This is a genomic window from Mycobacterium sp. E3251, from assembly GCF_001666835.1.
Classification (GTDB): domain Bacteria; phylum Actinomycetota; class Actinomycetes; order Mycobacteriales; family Mycobacteriaceae; genus Mycobacterium.
The window spans coordinates 69,916-83,102 of the sequence record NZ_LZJF01000068.1; the positions used below are offsets into that span (position 1 = coordinate 69,916).

Annotated in this window: 15 protein-coding genes; 7 read left to right on the top strand and 8 right to left on the bottom strand. The window is 66.7% G+C overall.

Annotated features, from left to right (window positions below; all coding sequences use genetic code 11):
* The first annotated feature begins 322 nt into the window (after window positions 1–322).
* Both A5697_RS10300 and A5697_RS10305 read left to right on the top strand, forming a co-directional pair.
* Complete coding sequence (locus A5697_RS10300) at window positions 323–2,254, top strand: NAD(P)/FAD-dependent oxidoreductase (protein ID WP_068010204.1); 1,932 nt, start codon at window positions 323–325, stop codon at window positions 2,252–2,254.
* A gap of 10 nt (window positions 2,255–2,264) precedes the next feature.
* Window positions 2,265–3,290, top strand: coding sequence for an alcohol dehydrogenase catalytic domain-containing protein (locus tag A5697_RS10305; protein ID WP_068010205.1), 1,026 nt, complete (start codon window positions 2,265–2,267; stop codon window positions 3,288–3,290).
* Between the two features lie 5 nt (window positions 3,291–3,295).
* On the opposite strand, the gene A5697_RS10310 is transcribed toward A5697_RS10305, so the two are convergent.
* Window positions 3,296–4,207, bottom strand: coding sequence for a class I SAM-dependent methyltransferase (locus tag A5697_RS10310; protein WP_068010206.1), 912 nt, complete (start codon window positions 4,205–4,207; stop codon window positions 3,296–3,298).
* 55 nt (window positions 4,208–4,262) lie between these two features.
* Entirely contained in the window at window positions 4,263–4,694 is a 432-nt protein-coding gene (gene dtd, locus A5697_RS10315; RefSeq protein WP_068010208.1) for a D-aminoacyl-tRNA deacylase, read from the bottom strand.
* 40 nt (window positions 4,695–4,734) lie between these two features.
* On the opposite strand from dtd, the gene A5697_RS10320 reads away from it, so the two are divergent.
* Window positions 4,735–5,040, top strand: a complete 306-nt coding sequence (locus A5697_RS10320) for an MTH1187 family thiamine-binding protein (RefSeq protein WP_067944471.1) — start codon at window positions 4,735–4,737, stop codon at window positions 5,038–5,040.
* A gap of 85 nt (window positions 5,041–5,125) precedes the next feature.
* A complete protein-coding gene (locus A5697_RS10325) occupies window positions 5,126–6,412 on the top strand; it encodes a competence/damage-inducible protein A (protein ID WP_068010210.1) in 1,287 nt (428 codons plus the stop codon).
* Between the two features lie 73 nt (window positions 6,413–6,485).
* Here A5697_RS10325 and A5697_RS10330 read toward each other — a convergent pair whose 3' ends face one another.
* Window positions 6,486–7,748 carry a sialate:H+ symport family MFS transporter gene (locus tag A5697_RS10330; RefSeq protein ID WP_197500967.1) on the bottom strand — a complete coding sequence of 421 codons (1,263 nt, stop codon included), beginning with the start codon at window positions 7,746–7,748 and terminating at the stop codon, window positions 6,486–6,488.
* A gap of 52 nt (window positions 7,749–7,800) precedes the next feature.
* On the opposite strand from A5697_RS10330, the gene A5697_RS10335 reads away from it, so the two are divergent.
* The 3 genes from A5697_RS10335 (at window position 7,801) to A5697_RS10345 (ending at window position 9,642) form a co-directional block, all read left to right on the top strand.
* Window positions 7,801–8,865, top strand: a complete 1,065-nt coding sequence (locus A5697_RS10335) for an amidohydrolase family protein (RefSeq protein WP_067944488.1) — start codon at window positions 7,801–7,803, stop codon at window positions 8,863–8,865.
* 78 nt (window positions 8,866–8,943) lie between these two features.
* Window positions 8,944–9,183 carry a hypothetical protein gene (locus tag A5697_RS10340; protein WP_067944489.1) on the top strand — a complete coding sequence of 80 codons (240 nt, stop codon included), beginning with the start codon at window positions 8,944–8,946 and terminating at the stop codon, window positions 9,181–9,183.
* A 66-nt stretch (window positions 9,184–9,249) separates the two neighbouring features.
* Complete coding sequence (locus A5697_RS10345; RefSeq protein WP_068010211.1) at window positions 9,250–9,642, top strand: phage holin family protein; 393 nt, start codon at window positions 9,250–9,252, stop codon at window positions 9,640–9,642.
* Here A5697_RS10345 and A5697_RS10350 read toward each other — a convergent pair.
* The 5 genes from A5697_RS10350 to A5697_RS10370 all read right to left on the bottom strand — a co-directional run bounded on the left by A5697_RS10350 (window position 9,639) and on the right by A5697_RS10370 (window position 13,186).
* Complete coding sequence (locus A5697_RS10350; RefSeq protein WP_068010212.1) at window positions 9,639–10,421, bottom strand: enoyl-CoA hydratase/isomerase family protein; 783 nt, start codon at window positions 10,419–10,421, stop codon at window positions 9,639–9,641. The two genes, A5697_RS10345 and A5697_RS10350, sit on opposite strands and share 4 nt — an antisense overlap.
* Window positions 10,418–11,389 carry an FAD-dependent oxidoreductase gene (locus tag A5697_RS10355; RefSeq protein WP_068010213.1) on the bottom strand — a complete coding sequence of 324 codons (972 nt, stop codon included), beginning with the start codon at window positions 11,387–11,389 and terminating at the stop codon, window positions 10,418–10,420. The genes A5697_RS10350 and A5697_RS10355 overlap by 4 nt, the downstream gene beginning before the upstream one ends.
* Before the next feature lie 16 nt (window positions 11,390–11,405).
* On the bottom strand, window positions 11,406–11,957 hold the full coding sequence (locus tag A5697_RS10360; protein ID WP_067944493.1) for a hypothetical protein: 552 nt from the start codon (window positions 11,955–11,957) through the stop codon (window positions 11,406–11,408).
* A gap of 105 nt (window positions 11,958–12,062) precedes the next feature.
* Window positions 12,063–12,557: an SRPBCC family protein gene (locus A5697_RS10365; protein WP_068010216.1), complete on the bottom strand. Its 495-nt coding sequence runs from the start codon at window positions 12,555–12,557 to the stop codon at window positions 12,063–12,065.
* A complete protein-coding gene (locus A5697_RS10370; RefSeq protein WP_068010218.1) occupies window positions 12,557–13,186 on the bottom strand; it encodes a nitroreductase family protein in 630 nt (209 codons plus the stop codon). The genes A5697_RS10365 and A5697_RS10370 overlap by 1 nt, the downstream gene beginning before the upstream one ends.
* Window position 13,187 lies beyond the last annotated feature (1 nt).

The following is a 13,187-nucleotide window of genomic DNA, read 5'->3' on the forward strand; positions in this document are numbered from 1 at the left end:
CCTCCATCTCCGGCTCACCGGGAGCACTCGTCGACGTGAACCCATTGTTTCGCAGCGGCGCAATAGCGGCGTCAGGAAATGGCGCCCTGAAGTTGTCAGTGGGCCTGACGCGAGATTCGGATTTCGAGTGATCATGTGGCATTGCCCCGGACGACGCCGCGCAACGGGAGATCGTCTCGCGCATCCTTGGGCATTCCCGAGCTGGTGACGCGCAGTAGCGGGCTATTGATCCACCGCGTGGCCAGCGGGTAGCGTGGTGCTGCCAATTACGACACGGTTCGTAGCGTAATTGACAGCCGTTCACCGAGAGGAACCACACTCGATGCGCAGCGCCTATGCCGGCGATCCCTTCACCACCTCCACGGCGGAGATCGAGGCCGCCCTCGCGGATGTCAGCATCCCGACGCTGTTGCTCTCGCTCGTGCACATCACCGGCGACCCGCGCTTCATCCGCGACTTCAAGCAGATGGGCGTCTTTCTCAACGAAATCCAGGGCTTCATGTCCGAGGAGGACAAGGCGCGGGCCCGCGCGGTCGCCCTGCCGGTGATCACCGAGTATCGGGACCGCGGTTGCCCCGAACCGGAGCCGCTGAGCCTCGATCTCATTCGCGAAATGATGGACTGGGCGGCCTGCGAGCACGTGACCGACGACTACCTGCCCCTGGTGCTGGAAGAGATGGACCTCGACGGGGTCGATCCCCGCCGCCCGCATGCCCTGCCGACCGAGAGCGCGGCCGACATCCCGGTCCTCGTCGTCGGGTGCGGTGAATCGGGCATCCTGGCCGGAATCCGGCTCAAGCAGGCCAACATTCCCTTCACCATCGTGGAGAAAAACCCCGGCCCGGGCGGAACCTGGTGGGAGAACAGCTATCCCGGTGCCCGCGTCGACGTGGCCAACCACTTCTATTGCTACAGTTTCGAACCCAACAACGACTGGACCCATTTCTTCGCCGAACAGCACGAGCTGCAGGACTACTTCACGCAGGTCATGGCGAAGCACGACCTGGCCGAGCACGTGCTGTGGAATACCGAGGTTGTGGCCGCCGAATGGGTCGACGAAGACGCCACCTGGAGCATCCGGCTGTGTGGCGCCGAAGGCCAGACGCGCACGGTGCGCGCCCGTGCCCTGATCACGGCGGTCGGTCAGTTGAACCGGCCCAACATTCCCGACTTCGACGGCGCCGAGAGCTTCGCGGGCCCGTCGTTCCATTCGGCGGCCTGGGACCACTCCGTCGACATCCGAGGGAAGCGCGTCGCGCTCGTCGGCGCCGGGGCCAGCGGTTTCCAGATCGCACCCGCCATCGCCCCGGATGTTGAGCACCTCACCGTCTTTCAGCGGACCGCGCAGTGGATGTTCCCCAACCCGATGTATCACGACGAGGTCGGCGAAGGCATGCGGTGGGCCATGCGCCACCTGCCGTTCTACGGGCGCTGGTACCGCTTTCTCGTCCTCTGGCCGGGATCCGACAAGGGGCTCGACGCCGCGGAAGGCGACCCGGACTACGCCGACCAAGAGCATGCCGTCAGCGACATCAACGCCGCCGCCCAAATGATGTTCTCCCAGTGGATCACCAGCCAGATCGGCGAAGGACACGACCTGCTGGCCAAGGTGATGCCCGACTATCCCGCCTGCGGCAAACGGACACTGCAGGACAACGGCAGCTGGCTGCAAACACTGCAGCGGGACAACGTCGAACTGGTGCGCACGCCGATTCGGCGGATCACCCCACGCGGCATCGTCACCGAAGACGGTGTGGCGCATGACATCGACGTCATCGTGTACGCCACCGGTTTCCGGCACACCGACGTGCTGTGGCCGCTGAAGATCACCGGGCGCGACGGGGTCGACCTGCGCGAGATGTGGGGGAGCCGACCGTACGCCTACCTGGGCATCACTGTTCCGAAGTTCCCCAACCTGTTCATCATCTACGGGCCCGGAACGCACCTCGCCCACGGCGGCAGCCTGATCTTTCAGTCCGAGCTGCAGATGCGCTACATCGACCAGTGCCTGGCGCGGCTGGCCGACCCAGAGGTGCATTCGCTGGAGCCGAAACCCGACGCCGCCACCGAATGGCATGACCGGACGCAGACCCAGATCAAGAAGATGGTGTGGGCGCACCCCGCGGTCAAACACTCCTACTTCAAGAACGCCGACGGGGAGATCCACACCGTCAGTCCGTGGCGTCTCAACGAGTACTGGGCCGCCGTGCGTGCGCCCGACTGGTCACAATTTGTTGTGCGGCAAAGGAAGTGAGCACGCCACTATGCGAACGGTAGTCGTCGACGGGCCCCACAACATCCGGGTCGACACCCGACCGGATCCCGTCCTTCCCGGACCCGACGGGGCTATCGTCGAGGTCGCCGCCGCCGGCATCTGCGGATCCGACCTGCACTTCTACGAGGCCGATTTCCCGATGTCCGACCCGATTGCGCTCGGCCACGAAGCGATCGGCACCGTCGTGGACGCGGGGCCGGAGGTACGCACCGTCAAGGTGGGCGACCTCGTCATGGTGTCCTCGGTGACCGGGTGCGGAGCCTGCTCCGGCTGCGCCACCCGCGATCCCGTCATGTGCCACAAGGGTTTTCAGATCTTCGGCGGCGGTCTGCTCGGGGGAGCGCAGGCCGACCTGCTTGCCGTTCCGGCGGCCGACTTTCAACTGCTCAAAGTGCCGGAAGGCATCAGCACCGAACAGGCGCTGCTGCTCACCGACAACCTCGCCACGGGCTGGGCGGCGGCGCAGCGCGCCGACATTCCGTTCGGCGGCACCGTGGCGGTCATCGGCCTGGGCGCCGTGGGGCTGTGCTCGCTGCGCAGCGCGCTGTTTCAAGGCGCCGCAACCGTTTTCGCAGTCGACCAGGTGCAGGGTCGGTTGGATCGGGCCGCCAAGTGGGGCGCGACGCCACTCAAGGCGCCGGCGGTCGAGGCCATCCTCGCCGGCACCGAGGGCCGCGGCGCCGACGCGGTGATCGATGCCGTCGCCACGGACGCGTCCCTGACGGATGCACTCAATGCGGTGCGACCAGGCGGCACGGTCTCGGTTGTCGGTGTCCACGACATGAATCCGTTCCCGCTCAACGCCCTGGGTTGCCTGATCCGCAGCATCACGCTACGGATGACGACGGCGCCGGTGCAGCGCACCTGGCCGGAATTGATCCCGCTGCTACAGTCCGGGCGGCTCGACGTCGACGGAATCTTCACCACCACGCTGCCGTTGGAGGAAGCCCCCAAGGGCTACGCGACCGCGGCGTCGCGGTCGGGCGACGACGTGAAAATCCTATTGAGGCCCTAGACCTTCTATCGCGTTGCCGTGATGTATTGGGAACGCATGAAACTGTCGATTTTGACGTCGACGTCGGGCGGGGTCATCCCGTAACCGGCCTGCAGATCGAGCGTGTTGCGGACGGGCTCGACCACCCACCCATGCGCGGCCAGCCGTTCCGCGGGGTCCGTCTGGGGCTCGTAGGTCAGGGCGGAGAAATCGACGTCCCCGGACATGTTGACGCCGGGATGCGCTGCCTCCAAGGCCTCCAGCTGGTCGTGGTCCAAACGAGACCCCAACGCGCCGATGGCAATTCGGCTGCCGGGCGCACTGAGTCCGCTGATCCGGGTGAAGAGTGCGTTCTGGGCCTCGTCGGTCAGATAGGGCAGCACTCCCTCCACCGACCAGGCGCTGGGTCGTTCCACGTCGAAGCCGGCGGCCTCCAAAGCCCTCGACCAGTCGGCGCGCAGATCGGCGGCAACCTCCACCCTGGGGGCCTTGGGTTTGGCACCGTGCTGGGCGAGCACATGCGCCTTGAACTCAAGCACCTTTGGCAAGTCGATCTCGAAAACCTTTGTGCCCTGTGTCCATTCGAGTCGATATGCGCGGGAGTCCAGGCCGGCGGCCACGATCACGGCCTGCCGGATGCCCGCGGCACCGGCAGCGACGAAGAAGTCATCGAAGAACCGGGTCTGCACGCCGTAGAGCCGGGGGAAGGCCATCTCGTCCTCGGAGGTCCCCGGGTTGGCGAGCACCCCCGCCAGATACGGGTCTCGCGACGCCTCGATGAAGACCTTGGCGTAGTCGTCCCGGACCAGCGGCTCCGGGCTCACGGCATGCAGCGCACGCCATCCGGCCACCAGCAAGGCGGTGTAGCCCACGCTGCTGACGATGTCCCAATGGTCATCGTCGGAACGGAGCGAGCCAAACTCGGGCGTCGCGCTCATAGTCGCCCCTCCCGTCAACAATCGGTCACGAGAAATCGACGTGTCCAACGTACCTTCAGAGCTCCAGCAACACCGTGACCGGGCCGTCATTGACCAATTCGACCTGCATGTCGGCGCCGAACACCCCGGTCTGCACCTCGGCACCCAGCCGCCGCAAGGCCTCGGCGAACGAAGCGACCAGCGGTTCGGCGACCGTGCCCGGGGCGGCCGCATTCCAGGACGGTCGTCGGCCCTTGGCGGTGTCGGCGTACAGGGTGAACTGACTGACGACCAAGATCGGCGCGTTCACGTCGGCAGCCGAGCGTTCGTCGGTGAGAATGCGTAGATACCAAAGCTTTTCGGCGAGCCGCCGCGCCTTGTCGGGATCGTCGTCGTGCGTGACGCCGACGAAGGCCAGCAGGCCCTGACCGGCGGGCCGGATGGCGCCCACCACTTCGCCGCCGACCGACACCGTCGCCGAGGCGACCCGCTGCACCAAAACCCGCATGGGCCTCGATGCTGCCAGGCCTGCTCGATACGCTTGTGGGGTGTCTGTGCTCGTCGCGTTCTCCGTCACGCCCATGGGAGTGGGGGAGGCGGTCGGCGAGATCGTCGCCGAAGCGGTTCGGGTGGTGCGCGATTCCGGCCTGCCCAACAAGACGGACTCGATGTTCACCGTGATCGAGGGCGAAAGCTGGGACGAAGTCATGGCGGTCGTGCAGCGAGCGGTCGAGGCGGTGGCCGCCCGCGCGCCGCGGGTCAGCACCGTGATCAAGGCGGACTGGCGGGCCGGTGTCAGCGACGCGATGACGCAGAAGGTCGCCTCCGTCGAGCGTTACCTCGAAGAGGGCTAGCCGCCCACGGCGTCGCGGAACGTGCGGCCGGCCGCGTCAAGTTCGAGCTTGGTCACGTCGGTCTCTCAGCCCTGCCAGTAGGCTCATGGCGGTGAGCGCACGCGCGGGAATCGTCGTCACCGGAACCGAAGTTCTCACCGGGCGCGTCCAGGACGCGAACGGACCCTGGATCGCCGACCGCCTGCTGGAGCTGGGCGTCGAGCTGGCGCACATCACGATCTGTGGCGACCGCCCGGAAGACATCGAGGCGCAGCTGCGCTTCATGGCGGACCAGGGCATGGATCTGATCGTCACCAGCGGTGGACTTGGGCCCACGGCCGACGACATGACCGTGGAGGTGGTGGCGCGGTTCTGCAATCGCGAGCTGGTGTTGGACGACGAGACCGAGCGCAAGATCGCGAACATCCTCGAGAAGCTGATGGCGCGCTTCGAGGGCGTGGAGTTCGAGGCGGTACGCGCCGCCAACCGCAAGCAGGCGATGATTCCGGCGGGATCGCAGGTGCTCGACCCGGTCGGCACCGCTCCCGGCGTGGTGGTGCCCGGCACCCCGACGGTCGTTGTGCTTCCAGGTCCGCCGCGCGAGCTGCAGCCGATGTGGCACCGGGCCATCGAGACGCCCGCCGCCCAGCAGGCGATCGCCGGCCGAACGCTCTATCGGCAGGAGACCGTGCGAATGTTCGGGCTGCCCGAGTCGGGCCTGGCCGAGACGCTGCGCGACGCCGAGGCTTCGGTGCCCGGCTTCGAGTCACTCGAGATCACCACCTGCTTGCGGCGGGGTGAAGTCGAGATGGTCACGCGCTACGAGCCGGACGCCGCCGCCAGTTACGCGAAGCTGATCCAACTGGTGCGTGACCGCCACGCACAGCAGCTGTTCTCCGAAGATGGTTCCACCGTGGACGATCTGGTCGGCCGGGCGCTGGCCGGTCGTCGGATCGCGACGGCCGAATCCTGCACCGCGGGCCTGGTGGCGGCGCGACTGACCGACCGGCCCGGGTCGTCGGAGTATGTGGCCGGCGGGGTGGTGGCCTATTCGAACGACGCGAAAGCAGATCTGCTGGGCGTTGATCCGGCGCTGATCGCGGCCCACGGCGCGGTGTCCGAGCCGGTGGCCGAGGCGATGGCGGCGGGGGCGCTACGCCGTTTCGGCGCCGACACCGCCGTCGCGATCACCGGGATCGCCGGTCCTGGCGGCGGCTCTCCCGAAAAGCCGGTTGGCACAGTCTGTTTCACGGTGGAGCTGTCGGACGGCCGGAGGGACACCCGCACGTTGCGGCTGCCCGGCAACCGCTCGGACATCCGGGAGCGCTCGACGACGGTGGCTATGCACCTGCTGCTGCGCCTGCTCGGCAGTCCCGGGTCGGTCGGCTCCTAATTACCGAGATTGCCGCCACGGTCGTGGCCGGCGTCCGGGACACGGCCATAGCGGCAATCTCGACGTGGCAAACTCACGTCACTTCGGTCGGCAGGAAGGCGCTTTCGGCGGTGCCGAAACGAATTCCGGTGGCGTCCTTGCCGATCAGCGTCAGGAACGCCACAGCGATCAGCACCGGCACGATGGTCGCCGCCAAGGCAAACGGATAGCCGTGCGACTCGGCCAGCCGTTCCTGGATGGGAAGGTTGAACGCGGCCAGCAGGTTTCCGAGCTGGTAGGTCACGCCGGGGTAGAGGCCGCGGATGGCGTCCGGTGACATCTCGGTCAGATGGGCGGGAATCACACCCCACGCGCCCTGCACGAACAGCTGCATGAGGAACGAGCCGAGGCACAGCATCGCCGCCGCGCGAGAGTAGGCGAACAGCGGAACGATGGGCAGCGCCAACAGCGCGCAGAAGATGATCGTGTACCGGCGGCTGAATCGCTGCGAAAGCGTGCCGAAGAACAATCCGCCGATGATGGCGCCGAGGTTGTAGACGATGACGATCGACTTGACCGTCGCGCTGGACAGGGCGGCGCCGTGGTTGGCGGTCGACGTCAGGAAAGTCGGGTAGACGTCCTGAGTGCCGTGGCTCATCCAGTTGAAGGCCGTCATCAGCAGCACCAGGTAAATGAAGCGGCGGATGATGGCTGCGTCGCGCAGCACGTCGCGGATCCTGGTGCTGGTGAGCTTCATCTGATCCTGCGCGGCTTCCCACACCTCGGACTCCTCCACCCGATAGCGAATGATCAGGCTGACCAGTGCGGGGACGATGCTCAAGGCGAAGAGCCACCGCCACGACAACCCGAGCCAATTCATCACCACCAGCGAGGCGACGCTTGCCAACAGGTAACCGAACGCATAGCCCTCCTGCAGCAGCCCCGAGAAAAATCCGCGTCGCTCGACGGGAACCTTCTCCATCGCGAGCGCGGCGCCAAGGCCCCACTCGCCGCCCATCCCGATGCCGTACAGCAGGCGCAGGATGACCAGCACAGTGAAGTTAGGGGCGAACGCGCACAGGAAGCCGACCACGGAGTAGAACATCACGTCGACCATCAGCGGCAGCCGCCGACCGACGCGGTCAGCCCACAGCCCGAACAGCAGCGCGCCGACCGGTCGCATGATCAGGGTGGCCGTGGTGACGAACGCGACCTCCGCCTTGCTGTGGTGGAAGGTCTTTGCGATGTCGGCGTAGACCAGCACGACGATGAAGTAGTCGAACGCGTCCATCGTCCAGCCCAACAACGCCGCGATGAATGAGTTCCGCTGATCGGCGGTCAACCGTTGAGTTGTCACGTCAGCATCGTGCAGTACCGAGCGCGATGGCGCGAGAGTAAGTTGCGAATACATGCGCATCATCGACGCCGATGGACATGTCGCCGAGAACCCATCGTTGGCGACCGAAGCGATCAAGCGTTGGCCGCAGTACATCAAGCCCGCCGCCGATGGCAGCCGGCTGATGTTCGAAGGCCGCAGCTATCCGGTGGACGAAGGACCGGGTGCCGGCTGTCCGCCCCAACACGGCATCAGCAAGGCGCCCGACATCCATTGCCGATCGACCGAAGGCGTGCTGGGGGATGCGGATCGCGACCACATCGACACCATGGTGTTGTACCCCAGCCTGGGCCTGTGCGCCCCGACACTCGAGGACCCCGAGTTCGGGGCGGGGTTCTCGCGGCTCTACAACCAGTGGATCGCGGATTATTGCGCCCCGTCGGGTGGACGGCTACGCGGCGTCGCGGTAACCCCGATCGAGCACGGCCAGGCGGCGATCGACGTCATGACCGAAGCGAAAGAGCTTGGGCTGGTGGCGACTCTGGTTCCGCCGGCACTCAAGACGCGTAACCTCGACCACCCCGACCTGGACGCCTTTTACGCCGCCGCGGTCGACCTGGACATGCCGCTGGGCATTCATGGCGCCCCGGGCATCCACCTGCCGAAGATCGGCGTGGACCGCTTCACCAATTACATTCAGGTGCACTGCATCAGTTTCCCGTTCGACCAGATGACGGCCATGACGGCGCTGGTCTCCGGCGGCGTCTTCGAGCGCCACCCGCGGTTGCGGGTCGCCTTCCTCGAGGCGGGCGCGGGCTGGGTTCCGTTCTTCATAGATCGCCTGCATGAGCACTACGAGAAGCGGGGCGATTGGGTCGAACGTGGCTGGCAGCGCGATCCGCACGAGTACCTGTCCGCGGGCAACATCTGGGTGACGTGCGAGCCGGAGGAACCGATCCTGCCCGGAGTGATCGACGTGCTCGGGGCCGACTTCATCATGTTCGCCAGCGACTACCCGCACTGGGACGGTGAATGGCCGGAAAGCACCAAGCACCTGCGGACCCGCCCGGATATCAGCGAAGAGGCCCGCGAAAAGATCGGCGGGTTGAACGCGCAGCGCTTCTACAACTTGAATTGAGCGGCTGCGCAATCCTCGTGACAGACGACCCGATATTCTCGTGAGCAACCTGAAATTTTGGGGAGGCGGCCATCCGACATGACTGATAAATGGTTCTCCGATATCAGCGCGCCGGGGCAGCTGACCCTCGCGGATCTGTGCGACCAGATCGAGCAGAAGATCCACCTCAACGCGGACAACCAGAAACCCCCGCAGGAGTTCGCCGACTGGCAGGCGTGCGTGGCAGATCGCGACGCCACCATCTACAAACTGAGCGCTGCCGTCGTCAACCTGTGCCAGATGGTGAAGTACCTGTCGTCTCAGCGCGACGACGCTTAACGAGCAGTATCAGCAGTCAACTCGACAGGCTGCGCTTCGCGCACGTCTGGTGAGAGGATCTTGGGCATGGGCCCTTTCCTGATTCGCGCCGCACTGACCGGTTTCGCGCTATGGCTGGTCACGAAGTTCGTCCACGGGATCACGTTCGTCGGCGGCGACACGAAGCTGGAGCGGGTCGGCATCATCTTCATCGTCGCCATCATTTTCGGTCTGGTCAACGCGTTCATCAAACCGGTCGTCCAGCTGTTGTCGATCCCGCTGTACATCCTGACCCTGGGCTTGTTCCATGTCGTGGTCAACGCGCTGATGTTGTGGATCACCGCGTGGATCACCGAGCACACCACACACTGGGGTTTGCAGATCGATCATTTCTGGTGGACGGCGATCTGGGCCGCGATCGTGTTGTCCATCGTGAGCTGGGTGCTGTCGCTGATCATTCGGGACGTCAGCCGGCGCTAGCGGCCCTGCCATCGCGGCGGACGCTTCTCGGCGAATGCCCGCGGGCCTTCCTTGGCGTCCTGTGTCTCGAAAATGCGGTCGCTGTGCCGGGTTTCGTTGTCGTACGCCGACGCGAGGTCGAGCGCCAGACCCTCGACGGCCGACTGCTTCGTCGCGGACACCGCGAGCGGCGCGTTCGCCGCGATGCGTTCGGCGTAGTCGTACGCGGTATCCATCAGGCGTCCGGGCGGGACGACGCGGTTGATCAGCCCCATCGCCAGCGCCCGCTCCGCGTCTACCATGTCGGCGGTCAGCAGCAACTCCATCGCCAGCGGATAGGGCATCTGACGCGGCAGCCGCACGGTGCTGCCGCCACCGGCGAAAAGGCCGCGCTTGGGTTCCATCACCGCGAATCGCGCGGCGGGCACGGCGACCCGGATGTCGGTTGAGCTCAACATCTCGAAGCCGCCCGCGACGCAGGTGCCGTTGACCGCGGCGATGATCGGCTTGTAGACGGGGAAGCGGTGCAGTACGGCGTGGATGGCGTCGTCCTTGTTCCACCCCTCGGACTGCGGCAGATCGCCGGTGAGCTCGGGAATGAACTTCTTCAGGTCGGCACCGGTGCAAAAGTCTTGTGCGACACCGGTGATCACCGCCACCCAGGCGCCGCCGTCATCGCGGAACGCCGCCCACGCGTGGGCCAGGTCGCGGAAGTGTTCCATGTCCAGCGAGTTGCGGGTCTCGGGACGGTTGATCGTGATGGTGGCGATGTGGGCGTCCAGCGTGTAGTCAATGCTCACCGCGCCTCCCGCTGAGCGGCCAGACGGACCACGTCGCGCGCGCAACCCCACGACAGGGTCACGCCGTTGCCGCCGTGGCCGTAGTTGTGGATGCACCGGCCCCGTCCCAGCGGCTCGGCCTGTACCCGCACCGAGGGGCGGTCGGGACGCAGCCCGGTGATGACCTCTATCACCTCGGCTTCGGCGAGCCGTGGCTCGATCTGGCGGCAGCGGTGCAAGATTCGGTCGGTCACGTCGGGATCCGGGGTGGTGTCCCAGCGCCCGGGGATGCTGATGCCGCCACACACGACGCGCTGTGGGTGGGGGAAGTAGCAGGTCCATTCCGGCCCGCCGTTGATTTCCAGAAACAGTTGCCGCAGACCGGGGTTGGTGAGCACGACGTGCTGGCCGAACAGCGGGCGCAGCGTTTCGTCGCCGGTCAGGGATCCCGCGGCCAGACCGGCGCAGTTGACCACGATCGGCGCGGCATCGGCGACCTCGGCCAGTGATCGCACCGGTCGCTCCTCGATTGCGCAGCCGGCCGCGGCAAGCCGCCGGGTGAGGTAGTCGAGATAGTGCGGCATATCGATCATCGGCAACGTGGCGCGAAAGCCGTTGCCGAAGCCGCCCGGAAGGTCGGCGGGGTCGGCGGGGCGCAGGTCGGGGATCAACGCCGCGGCGGACGACATCGCCTCGGCCGCAGTCAGTTCACCGACCGCCATCGCCGGCGACAGTTGAACGCCGGAGTCGGCGTCGTCCGCGAGTTCGCGGAAGACCCGCAGGGAGTGCTCGGTCCAATCCAACGTGCCGCTTGCGCGCTCCGCCGGCCGCGGCGGCAGCCATACCGCGCCCGCCACCTTAGAGGTCGTGTGCTGTGGCGTGCCGGCCGTCCAGACCCGCACCGACAAGCCGGCCTCGGCCAGGCACACGGCCGACGTCAGACCGCTGACACCGGCGCCGACGACGACAACTTGTTGCGCACTGGCCACGGCCCGTCAGGAACCGTCAGTTGTGCGGGGCGGGCGGCGGAGGCTGTTGTCCGCCCTGGCCGCCACCGAGCAGGCCGTTGAGAAGGCCGAGCGTGCTCTGCACACCGGCCGGCGGTGTAGTCGGCGGCGGCGTTGCGTCCGGAGTCAGCTGCCACGGTTGGCAACCCGAGGTCTTGAACGCCTTGTCGGTCGGGTCGATCTGCACCACCTGAGGCTTTTTGCTCATCGAATTGTCGATGATGTTGCCGTCCGGATTGCCCATCCGCTTCCAGTAGCAGGTGCCGTTGTCGGCGGGGCCCCCGGAGCTGTAAATGCCCGGCACGATGTCGGACCCGACGTTGTAGATGCCGTCCTTATCGATGCTCGACTTCGGTCCCGGTGCCGGTGAGGCGGCCGGCGAGGCGGCGGGAGAGGGTGCCGGTGAGGCCGACGACGGCGGCGGTCCAGGTGCGGGTCCCCTCGGGTCCGGGTCGGCCGCCGCGACGCCCACCGACACCGCCCAGCCCGCAATCATCAGTGCCGCGAGCGCCAACCGCCCCGCGCTCGGTACACCAGCCTCAATCCCCATAGCACGTCAGCGTACCGGGCTGAGCAGCCGAATTCACGCAAAGCGGCATCCGCCGGCCGGCGCCCCCGGACGCGTAACCCATGGTCACGGCGCCGTACGAACCCCTTAGGGGAGCCGCCGCACGCGGCCGGCGTAGCCGAGCGCGTGCTCGTACGTATCCAGGTTGTCCCGAGAAATCTTCGCGTGCACCGGGCGTTCGAGGAAGAACCGCAGCAGCGGGTTGTAGGCGTGATAGGTCTCGTGGAAGGTCAGCACCGTCGTGCCGTCGGGCTGCTCCTCGAGCCGGTGATAACCCTCGGCCCGGGACCACAGCGGCGCGCCCACGGCCACGTAGCGTGACAGTTTGTTGGTTTCCGCCTCTGTGACGGTCTCCCACGACCGCGCCCGGCCTCCAGACAGCAGGTACTTGGGCACCGGGTAGACGCAGGTGCGGACCAGGCCCTCGCCGGCCTCGTTGCCCTCGTTGAGGATTTCCATGCTGCCGGTGGGCCATGTGAGGACTCGGGGCCGCGGCGCGTTGGGCGGCGCGGGCGGATGCAGCACCCGCCACACCTTCGCCGGCGGTGCGTCGACGTGAAATCGCACGGTGTAGGACTGCATCAGCCGGCTCCCCAGCTATCCCAGAACGTCACGGTTTCCGCGGGCGGGCGCGTGGCCGGACGGAAGTCGGTACCGATCGTGTAGGCCACCGGGAAAAGGGCGGCCTGCGTCACCGTGTCCGGGATACCGAGCAATTCGGCCACTTCCCGTTCCTTGGCCAGATGCATCGTCGTCCATACCGATCCCAGCCCCCGCGACCGCAGGGCGAGCAGGAAACTCCAGCCGGCCGGGATGATCGACGCCCACGCCGACGCGGCGGTCAGCAGAGTGGAGTTGTCGATGCGGTTCGCCAGGCACGGGATCACGTGCACGGGGACGCTGCCCAGCGTGTCGGTCAGGGCCAGCGCGCCGGCGTACACGCGCCGGGTCTGCGGGTCGGACGCCTGTTTGGTCGCGTACGCAAGGTACTCGGCGCCGATGCTGCGATAGATCTCGCCGATCGCGGCGCGCTTGTCGGCGTCGGTGATCACCAGCCAGCGCCAGTCCTGCGCATTGCTCGCCGTGGGCGCCTGCATCGCCAGCCGGATGCACTCGAGGATCACCTCGCGGCCGACCGGCCGGTCCAAGTCGAGGCGCTTACGCACCGACCGCGTCGTCGTCAGCAATTCGTCGACGGTCGCCAGGTCCATT

Excerpts from the sequence above, each read along its gene's own strand:
- A5697_RS10335 (WP_067944488.1), top strand. The coding sequence starts at position 7,801 with ATGCGCATCATCGACGCCGATGGACATGTCGCCGAGAACCCATCGTTG.
- A5697_RS10345 (WP_068010211.1), top strand. The coding sequence starts at position 9,250 with ATGGGCCCTTTCCTGATTCGCGCCGCACTGACCGGTTTCGCGCTATGG.
- A5697_RS10365 (WP_068010216.1), bottom strand. The coding sequence starts at position 12,557 with ATGCAGTCCTACACCGTGCGATTTCACGTCGACGCACCGCCGGCGAAG.
- A5697_RS10340 (WP_067944489.1), top strand. The coding sequence starts at position 8,944 with ATGACTGATAAATGGTTCTCCGATATCAGCGCGCCGGGGCAGCTGACC.
- A5697_RS10300 (WP_068010204.1), top strand. The coding sequence starts at position 323 with ATGCGCAGCGCCTATGCCGGCGATCCCTTCACCACCTCCACGGCGGAG.
- A5697_RS10360 (WP_067944493.1), bottom strand. The coding sequence starts at position 11,957 with ATGGGGATTGAGGCTGGTGTACCGAGCGCGGGGCGGTTGGCGCTCGCG.
- A5697_RS10310 (WP_068010206.1), bottom strand. The coding sequence starts at position 4,207 with ATGAGCGCGACGCCCGAGTTTGGCTCGCTCCGTTCCGACGATGACCAT.
- A5697_RS10305 (WP_068010205.1), top strand. The coding sequence starts at position 2,265 with ATGCGAACGGTAGTCGTCGACGGGCCCCACAACATCCGGGTCGACACC.
- A5697_RS10325 (WP_068010210.1), top strand. The coding sequence starts at position 5,126 with ATGGCGGTGAGCGCACGCGCGGGAATCGTCGTCACCGGAACCGAAGTT.
- A5697_RS10370 (WP_068010218.1), bottom strand. The coding sequence starts at position 13,186 with ATGGACCTGGCGACCGTCGACGAATTGCTGACGACGACGCGGTCGGTG.
- dtd (WP_068010208.1), bottom strand. The coding sequence starts at position 4,694 with ATGCGGGTTTTGGTGCAGCGGGTCGCCTCGGCGACGGTGTCGGTCGGC.